Origin of the sequence: Nocardia farcinica (assembly GCF_029867845.1) — a bacterium.
Taxonomy (GTDB): domain Bacteria; phylum Actinomycetota; class Actinomycetes; order Mycobacteriales; family Mycobacteriaceae; genus Nocardia; species Nocardia farcinica_A.
This window is the reverse complement of record NZ_JARWRU010000787.1, coordinates 1-8,887: the sequence shown is the minus strand read 5'-3', so window position 1 is coordinate 8,887 and position 8,887 is coordinate 1. Positions and strand designations below refer to the sequence as shown.

Sequence of the window (8,887 nt, the reverse complement as noted above, 5' to 3'; positions counted from 1 at the left end):
GGCTGGCCGTCGCCGAGGCCGCGCTGCGCGGCCCCGTCCAGGTCGCTGTCGCCACGCCCGGGGACGACCCGGCAGCGGGCGCGGACCTGCTCGCGGCCGCCCCCGCCGCCGCACCCGGCGGGGCGGTGATCGTCGCCGGTCCAGCGGGCTCGGTCCCGCTGCTGGCCGATCGCGGTCCGGTCGGATCGGACGCGGCGGCCTACGTGTGCCGCGGGTCGGTCTGCGACCTGCCGGTCACCGCCGCCGATGAGCTGCGCAAGTCGCTCGCCGGTTAGCGGCTGCGCTGTAGCCGTTGGCCCGTTGGCCCGTTGGCCCGTTGGCCTGTCGGGTCAGGGGCCTGTGAGCAAGGGGGCCTGTGGGCAAAGGGGACCTGTGGCTAGGGCCGCTCGTCTTCCGGTGTGGCCGAGCGGATCTCGGTGATCCCGCTGTCGGAGGGCTCGGTCGCCACCAGGTCGGGCGCGCCTGCCTGGTGGCCGCGCTCGTCACGGTCCACGACGCGGTCCTCGTCGGGGTCCTGGACGGTGACGTCGAAGTCGGTCCAGGTGGCGGTGGGCTCGGTCATGCCCCGCAGCAGGATGCGTTCGTGGACCGTCCAGCGCACCTGCTCTTCGGGAGCGGCGGCCTCGATGAGCGAGCCGCTGACCAGGATGCGGCGCGGGGCCTGCTTGGCCTCGGTGGTCAGACGGGCGGCCTCGTTCACCGCGTCGCCGATGACGGTGTACTCCAGTCTGCTCGCGGTGCCGACGTCGCCCGCGAAGACCGGGCCGCGGGCCACGCCGATACCGATGTCGAGTTCGCCCGCGGCGAGCACCTCGTCGCGGATGCGGCGGGCCGCGCGCAGCGCGGCGGTGGCGTCGTCACCGAGGGCGACCGGCGCGCCGAACACGCACAGCGCGGCATCGCCCTCGAATTTGTTCACCAGGCCGTCGTTGTCCTCGGTGGCCGCCACCACGATGGCCAGCAGTCGGTTCAGCTTGGCCACGAACTCCTCCGGCGCCAGCTGCCGCGACAGCGTCACCGAGCCGGTGACGTCGACGAACAGCGCCGAGACGGTGCGTACGTCGCCGGTCAACCTGGCTCCGCCCGCGAGCGCGCGCTCGGCCACCTCGGGCCCGACGTGCCTGCCGAAGACCGCTCGCATCCGCTCGCGCTCGCGCAGGTTCTCCGCCAGCGCGTTCACCGAGTTCTCCAGCCGCCCGATCTCGCTGGCGCTGCCGACCGGCACCCGCACATCGGTCTCGCCCGCGCTGATCCGTTCCAGCGCCTGACGCAGCGTGCGCATCGGGGTGGCGACCGAGCGGGCGAGGAAGGCGGTGGCAAGCGCGCCGACGGCGATGCCTGCCCCGGACAGGAAGATGGCCGTGTTGATCTGGTCGTTCTCGGCCGGCACCGGGTCGGCGAGCACCACGATCAGCATGAGCAGCGGCAGCGCGCCCGACACCGCCCAGGTGACCAGCACCCGCGACAGCACCGAGGAACTCCAGTGCATGGTCGCGCCGAGCACCCTGGCCACCACCGGCACCGCGGGCCGGGTCATGCGGTCGACGATGAGGAAGGTCAGCGCCGCCGACTCGAAGGCGCCGATGGTGATGACCGCCGTGGAGACGGCGGGATGATTGTCGGGGGTGAACTGGGCGAACAGCGAGACGGAGATGACCACACCGGGAATCCACAGGGCCAGCGCGCGGGCGGAGACCACGATCGGCAGCCGCAGCAGCCGCTGCGCCTCCTCGGGGGTCGGGCGTCTGGTCTGGTCGAGCCAGCCCAGGTTGACGGTGCGGTCACGGTAGGCCAGCACGATGCCGGTCACCAGGCCGAGCGCCGGGTAGATCGACAGCAGGACGAGGGTGTGCGGCCAGTCGGGACCGACCCGGCCGAGGAAACCGTTGAGCCACAGTTGGACCAGGATGGCGGCGACACCGGCCAGGTTGGCGGTGGTGACCACGGCGGCCAATCCCCAGCGGGCCCGCAGCGCCCACGCGACGAGCTCGGCGATCACGACCAGTGCACGCCCGTTCGCAACATGCGCGTGCGATCACGCGGTGACGTGCGGCACTGGGGGGACACGACAAGTCAGCATAGTGGGCCGCGTCATCACCCTCACCGACATCGCCACTCTCGGGGATATCGCCATCCCCGAAGGACTTCGCCGCCGCTCAGCGCAGCACCACCAGCCAGATGGCGATGTAGTGACACAGCGCGGCCAGCACGGTCGCGGCGTGGAAGAACTCGTGGTGGCCGAACACCGCGGGCCACGGGTTGGGCCACTTGGTGGCGTAGAGGACCGCGCCGACACTGTAGAGCACGCCGCCGAGGGCGAGCAGGATCAGCGGGGCCCAGCCGATGGCGTGCAGCAGTGTCGCGGCCACCGGCACGATCGCCCAGCCGAGGATCAGATACAGCGGCACGCCGACCAAGGCGGGCGCGGTGGGCCACAGCAGTTTGAGCGCCACGCCGGCCAGCGCGCCGCTCCAGACCACCGCGAGCAGGATGCGGCCGGTGCTCTCGGGCAGGCCGAGCACCGCGAACGGGGTGTAGCTGCCCGCGATGAACAGGAAGATCATCGAGTGGTCGGCGCGTTTCATCCTGATCCTGGTGCGCGGCGATCGCCAGGTCACCCGGTGGTAGACGGCGCTGATGCCGAACAGCAGGCAGACCGTGACGCCGTAGACCAGTGTCGACCAGCCCGCGGCGGCGGAGACCCCCGCCGCGGCGTAGACCAGCACCGCGACCGCGACCGCGGAGACGGCCAGCGCCCAGGTGTGGATCCACCCGCGCATGCTCGGTTTGGCCAGGGCGTCGACGGCTTCGGCGGGGGAGGCGCCCAGCAGAGCCGCCTCGGTGTTGTCGGTGGCGTCGGACACGACGTTCCTCCCTCATAACCGATGAGTAACTTACGCTACCGTAGGTTTACCCCTGAGACCACGGCGCCGCACTGTGATCGCCGCCGCTGCTGCGTTCGCGGCGATGAGGCGTACTGTTGGTCGCCGTGGAGTTCGGAAAACGGGTGCGTGCGCTTCCGTATCGCATCTACGAGGCCAGATTGTCCAAACAGCTGGCCGGAAAACAGCATCCCCGCCATGTCGCCGTGATGTGCGACGGCAATAGACGCTGGGCTCGCGAGAACGGATTCACCGATGTCAGCCACGGCCACCGGGTCGGGGCCCTGAAGATCGCCGAACTGGTCGAGTGGTGTTCGCAGGCGGGCATCGAGATGGTCACCGTCTACCTGCTCTCCACCGAGAACTTGCAGCGCGACCCGGAGGAACTCGAGACCCTCTTCGAGGTCATCACCGACGTGGTCGAGGAACTGTCGGCCATCGACCGGGACTGGAGCGTGCGCATCGTCGGCTCGCTGGCCGGCCTGCCGGAACTGGTCGCCAAGCGCCTGCGCACCGCCGCCGAGCAGACCGAAGACCGGCGCGGCGTGCACGTCAACGTGGCCGTCGGCTACGGCGGCAGGCAGGAGATCGCCGACGCGGTGCGCTCGCTGGTCCGCCAGGAGATCGCCGCGGGCGAGACCGGCGAGGACCTGGTGCAGTCGATCACCGTCAACGCCATCGGCCAGCACCTCTACACCTCCGGCCAGCCCGATCCCGACCTGGTCATCCGCACCTCCGGCGAGCAGCGGCTGTCGGGCTTCCTGCTGTGGCAGAGCGCCTACTCCGAGATCTGGTTCACCGAGGTCTACTGGCCGGAGTTCCGCAAGGTCGACTTCCTGCGCGCGCTGCGCGACTACGCCGCACGGCACCGCCGCTTCGGCGTCTGAGCTCCCGCCACAGCGCCCGGCGCGGCCTCAGAGCTTGCGCAGGCGCAGCCGATTGATGCTGTGATCGGAGTCCTTGCGCAGCACCAGGGTGGCGCGCGGGCGGGTCGGCAGGATGTTCTCCACCAGATTCGGCCGGTTGGTCGAATGCCAGATCTCCTTGGCGGCCATCGTGGCCTGCTCGTCGGTCAGATCGGCGTAGTGGTGGAAGTGGGCGTTCGGATCGGCGAAGGCCGTCTTGCGCAGGGCGAGAAAGCGCTGGATGTACCACTTCTCGATGTCCTCGATGCGCGCGTCGACGTAGATGGAGAAGTCGAACAGGTCCGAGACCATCAGCCGGGGGCCGGTCTGCAAGACGTTCAGGCCCTCGACGATGAGGATGTCGGGCTGGTGCACACAGTGCATCTCCCCGGGCACGATGTCGTAGGAGATGTGCGAGTAGACCGGCGCGCACACCTCCTCGGCGCCCGACTTGACCTCGGTGACGAATCGCAGCAGTTTGCGGCGGTCGTAGCTCTCCGGGAAACCCTTGCGGTGCATGATGCCGCGACGGGTGAGTTCGGCGGTGGGGTAGAGGAATCCGTCGGTGGTGACCAGATCCACTCTCGGATGGTGCTCCCAGCGCGCCAGCAACGCCTGCAACACGCGGGCCGTGGTCGACTTGCCGACCGCCACGCTGCCCGCCACGCCGATGACGAAGGGCACCTGGCGATCCGGGTGCTTCTCGCCGAGGAAGGTCGCGGTGGCCGCGAAAAGCCGCTGTCGTGCGGCGACTTGGAGGTGTATCAGACGAGCGAGCGGGAGGTAGACCTCGGCGACCTCCTCGAGGTCGATCTGTTCGCCCAGGCCGCGCAGGCCGGTCAGTTCTTCCTCGGTGAGCACCAGTGGAGCCGAGTTGCGCAGTGTTCGCCACTGCTTACGGTCGAATTCCACATAGGGGCTCGGCTCGCTCATTCGTGCCACTTACCCGACGCTCCGTTTCGGCAAACACGCACACATGCCGTGGGGGCACTGTGACTTCCGGACCAGCTCTCGCCGCATAGGCGGATTCTCCTCCCGGCCTTCCCGGCGGGAGAAAGGGGGTGGGGCTACCGGAAGGTAACCCCAGGTACACCGGCCGGACAGCGCGGCGCTCGCGCAGTATCGTCGCCTGCATGGATGCGCACCCGTTGGTGACCGGCTATCTGCGGCTCGGTCTGGAGTTCGACCGTCTCGAAGAGGGTTTCGTCGACGCCTACACCGGCGATCCGCAACTGCGTCGCGAGGTGGCGAACGCGCCGGCGCCGCAGCCCCGCGAGCTCGCCCGGCGGGCCGCCGAATTGCATTCGGAACTCCCCGATTCCGGGCTCGCGCCGGAGCGGGTGGAATTCCTCGACGCCCACCTGCGCGCGCTGGAATGCTCGGCGCGCAAATTCGCCGGCGACGAGATCGGCTTCGTCGAGGAGGTGCGCGCCTATTTCGACGTGGATATCGCGCCGGGCGACGTCGAGGAGTATCTGGACGCGCACCGGCAGATGGACGAGGTGCTCGCGGGCGAGGGCATGCTGGCCGAGCGCATCGCCGCGCACCGCCGCGCCGAGGAGATCCCGCCGGAGCGGCTGGCGGCCTGCGTGGAGGCGTTCTCCAGCGCGTTGCGGGAGAAGGTGCGCGAGCGCTACCCGCTGCCCGACCACGAGCACGTGACCTACGAGGTGGTCGGCGACAAGCCGTGGTCGGGCTTCAACTATTACCTGGGCAACTACCACTCGCGGGTGGCGATCAACGCCGATCTCAAACAGCACATGTCACACCTGCCGCACCTGATCGCGCACGAGTCCTATCCCGGTCACCACACCGAGCACTGCCGCAAGGAGGCGGGCCTGGTGGCCGCCGGGCAGGCCGAGCAGACGTTGTTCCTGGTCAACACCCCGCAGTGTCTGATGGCCGAGGGGCTGGCCGATCTGGCGCTGCGCTCGATCGTGGGCCCGGACTGGGGGCTGTGGGCGCAGGAGATCTACGCCGACCTTGGCCTGCGCTTCGACGGCGAACGCGCCCAGCGCCTCTCGCGCGCCTCGGCCAAGCTGCTGACCGTCCGCCAGGACGCCGCGCTGCTGCTGCACGACCGAGGCCGCGACGAGAGCGAGGTCGCGCAGTTCCTGCAGCGCTGGAGCCTGGTCACCGCCGACCGCGCCCGCCAGCAGCTGCGCTTCCTGTCCTCGCCGCTGTGGCGGGCCTACATCTCCACCTACGTGGAGGGCTACAAACTGCTCGGCGGCTGGCTCGACCGCGTCGCCGACGCCGGAGAGCGCGGTGAGCGGTTCCGTCGCCTGCTCGACGAGCCGCTCACCCCGGCGGCGGTGCGCCGGGAGCTGGTCGCGGCGGCCTGAGCGGGCCCGCGGCGGTGACTTCGGCGTCGCATCGGCCGGTCGGCGCTGTCGGCGGCCGATCGCGCCCCGGCAGTCGTGTGCCGCGGCGAGTTCAGCGGAAGATCGCGCAGGTGGTGGTCGCGTGGGCGACGAGCTTGCCGTCTTCGTCGACGACCCTGCCCTCGGCGGTCGCGGTGCGGCGGCCCACGTGGATGGTGTCGCCGGTGGCCGTGAGCCTGCGGCCGTCGGTGGGCGCCGAGCGGATGTAGTTGACCTTCAGTTCCAGCGTCGTGTAACCGACGCCTGCCTCCAGCGTGGTGTGCACCGCGCATCCCATGACCGAGTCGAGCAGGGTGGCGCAGATGCCGCCGTGCGTGGTGCCGAGCGGGTTGGCGAAGTCCTGGCGGGTGCGCAGGGCGAAGACCACGTGGCCGTGTTCGATCTCCACGATCTCCATGCCGAGCAGGTCGCCGATGAACGGCGGCCGTCCGGGCCGGGAGAACGCGGTGCGGAGCAGTTCGAGGCCGGACAGCGCGGCGAGGTCGACCTTGTCGGTGGAGGTCATGTCGGTCCTTTCGATGAACCGATCGGTTCACGTCGCTAGAATTGCATCATGGACCGATCGGTTCACGCAACCGCTGTGGACACAACCGCTGTGGCGGCACGGGCGGCGACGTGGTTCGGTAGGCCGACACCTTCGACGACGGCACGGATGGACAGGGGAGTCGGATGCGCACGAGACCGCGGGACCGGCTGATCGAGGGCGCCATCGCCCTGGTGCGCGAGCGCGGTGTGGAGGGCGCGGGCCTGGCCACCCTGCTCGCCCGCACCGGCACCTCACGCAACTCGCTCTACCAGCACTTCCCCGCGGGCAAGGGCGAGCTGATCGAAACCGCCACGCTCGTCGCGGGCGCACGTCTGTCGGCCTACATCGACCGCGTCACCGCCGAGGGCGAGCCCGAGGACTGGCTGGCGGGTCTGGTGCGCTGGGCCACCCGGCTGATCGAGTCCGGCGACTTCGGCGCGGGCTGCCCGGTCGCGAGCGCGGCCCTGGCCGAGACCGAACCGGCCGTGCAGGCCGCCGCCGCCCGCATGTTCGAGGACTGGACCACGCGGCTGGCGCAGGCGCTGGCGAGCACCGGCATCCCGGCCGATCGGGCGCGCTCGCTGGCCGGCTTCCTCGTCGGCTCGGTCGAGGGCGCGATGCTCGTCGCGCGAGCGGTCAAATCGACGCGGCCGCTCGTCGAGGCCGAGGAGAACCTGCGGGTGCTGCTCGCGGCCGAGCGGGCGCGCCAACCCCATGGAAGCGCCGCGGCCGGGCCACCATAGACTGAACCGGTGACGCAGACGACCGCCTCTGTCAATACCCAGTCTCTCGGTGAGCTCGATCCCGAGCTCGCGGCCGCGATGGCAGGCGAACTCGCCCGCGAGCGCGACACTCTCGAGATGATCGCCTCGGAGAACTTCGTGCCGCGCGCGGTGCTGCAGGCCCAGGGCAGCGTGCTGACCAACAAGTACGCCGAAGGTTACCCCGGCAGGCGCTACTACGGCGGCTGCGAAAACGTCGACGTGGTGGAGAACCTCGCGCGCGAGCGCGCCAAGGAGCTCTTCGGCGCCGAATTCGCCAACGTCCAGCCGCATTCCGGCGCGCAGGCCAACGCCGCGGTGCTGATGTCGCTGCTGAGCCCCGGCGATCGGATGCTCGGCCTGGATCTGGCGCACGGCGGTCACCTGACCCACGGCATGCGGCTGAACTTCTCCGGCAAGCTCTACGAGGTGCACTCCTACGGCGTGAGCAAGGAAGACCACCGCGTCGACATGGACGAGGTGCGCACCATCGCCCTCGAGTCCAAGCCGAAGGTGATCGTGGCGGGCTGGTCGGCCTACCCGCGGCACCAGGACTTCGCCGCCTTCCGCGAGATCGCCGACGAGGTGGGCGCCTACCTGTGGGTGGACATGGCGCACTTCGCCGGTCTGGTCGCCGCGGGCCTGCACCCCTCGCCGGTGCCCTACGCCGACATCGTCTCCTCCACCGTGCACAAGACTCTCGGCGGCCCCCGCTCCGGCCTGATCCTGGCCAAGCAGGAGTTCGCCAAGAAGATCAACAGCGCGGTCTTCCCCGGCCAGCAGGGCGGCCCGCTCATGCACGCCATCGCCGCCAAGGCCGTGGCCTTCAAGATCGCGGGCACCGAGGAGTTCCGCGACCGTCAGGCGCGCACGCTGTCGGGCGCGAAGATCCTCGCCGAGCGCCTGATGGCCGACGACGTCGCCGCCAAGGGCATCACCGTGCTCACCGGCGGCACCGACGTGCACCTGGTGCTGGTCGATCTGCGCAGCTCCGAGCTCGACGGCCAGCAGGGCGAGGACCTGCTGCACGAGATCGGCATCACCGTCAACCGCAACGCGGTGCCCTTCGACCCGCGTCCGCCGATGGTGACCTCCGGCCTGCGCATCGGCACCGCGGCGCTGTCCACCCGCGGTTTCGGCGACACCGAGTTCACCGAGGTCGCCGACATCATCGCCACCGCGCTGGTCGGCGGCTCGGACGTGCAGACCCTGCGCGGCCGGGTGTCGAAGCTGGCTCAGAGCGTCCCGCTCTACCAGGGCCTCGAGGACTGGCGCCTGCTGGGCTGACGCATCCGCGCGGCAGCCTGGCACGGGTCAGGCGGCCGCGCGGCGGGCAGTTGTGGCGAGCGGTCCTCCCGCGACGCGAAACGGGGCGGCGGCAGCCGGCCGGCGGGGGGGCGCGGGGGGCGGCGGGGGCGGCGGGGGGTCG

8 protein-coding genes and 1 pseudogene are annotated in these 8,887 nt (G+C 70.5%); 5 read left to right on the top strand and 4 right to left on the bottom strand.

The annotated features are described in order from the left end of the window. Nucleotides 1–275: pseudogene (locus tag QH283_RS17270) on the top strand (hypothetical protein); the annotation flags it as partial. Nucleotides 276–376: 101 nt separating this feature from the next. Here the strand turns inward: QH283_RS17270 and QH283_RS17265 are convergent. Together QH283_RS17265 and trhA are read right to left on the bottom strand one after the other, a co-directional pair. Next, complete coding sequence (locus tag QH283_RS17265; protein ID WP_280504018.1) at nt 377–1,999, bottom strand: adenylate/guanylate cyclase domain-containing protein; 1,623 nt, start codon at nt 1,997–1,999, stop codon at nt 377–379. 157 nt (nt 2,000–2,156) lie between these two features. Next, the gene (gene trhA / locus QH283_RS17260; RefSeq protein WP_280504019.1) at nt 2,157–2,780 is read right to left on the bottom strand and encodes a PAQR family membrane homeostasis protein TrhA; all 624 of its coding nucleotides are present in this window, start codon (nt 2,778–2,780) and stop codon (nt 2,157–2,159) included. A 200-nt stretch (nt 2,781–2,980) separates the two neighbouring features. Between trhA and QH283_RS17255 the strand changes: the two genes are divergently transcribed. Next, nucleotides 2,981–3,769 (top strand): isoprenyl transferase, encoded by a 789-nt coding sequence (locus QH283_RS17255; protein WP_280504017.1) that lies wholly within the window; start codon nt 2,981–2,983, stop codon nt 3,767–3,769. A 27-nt stretch (nt 3,770–3,796) separates the two neighbouring features. On the opposite strand, the gene coaA is transcribed toward QH283_RS17255, so the two are convergent. Further along, on the bottom strand, nt 3,797–4,729 hold the full coding sequence (gene coaA / locus QH283_RS17250; protein WP_280504016.1) for a type I pantothenate kinase: 933 nt from the start codon (nt 4,727–4,729) through the stop codon (nt 3,797–3,799). Between the two features lie 191 nt (nt 4,730–4,920). Between coaA and QH283_RS17245 the strand changes: the two genes are divergently transcribed. After that, entirely contained in the window at nt 4,921–6,132 is a 1,212-nt protein-coding gene (locus QH283_RS17245; protein WP_280504015.1) for a DUF885 domain-containing protein, read from the top strand. 91 nt (nt 6,133–6,223) lie between these two features. On the opposite strand, the gene QH283_RS17240 is transcribed toward QH283_RS17245, so the two are convergent. Next, nucleotides 6,224–6,676, bottom strand: a complete 453-nt coding sequence (locus QH283_RS17240) for a PaaI family thioesterase (RefSeq protein ID WP_280504014.1) — start codon at nt 6,674–6,676, stop codon at nt 6,224–6,226. A gap of 164 nt (nt 6,677–6,840) precedes the next feature. Between QH283_RS17240 and QH283_RS17235 the strand changes: the two genes are divergently transcribed. Both QH283_RS17235 and glyA read left to right on the top strand, forming a co-directional pair. Beyond that, entirely contained in the window at nt 6,841–7,440 is a 600-nt protein-coding gene (locus tag QH283_RS17235) for a TetR/AcrR family transcriptional regulator (RefSeq protein WP_280504013.1), read from the top strand. Between the two features lie 9 nt (nt 7,441–7,449). Continuing rightward, on the top strand, nt 7,450–8,745 hold the full coding sequence (gene glyA / locus QH283_RS17230) for a serine hydroxymethyltransferase (RefSeq protein WP_280504012.1): 1,296 nt from the start codon (nt 7,450–7,452) through the stop codon (nt 8,743–8,745). The last annotated feature ends 142 nt before the right edge of the window (nt 8,746–8,887 follow it).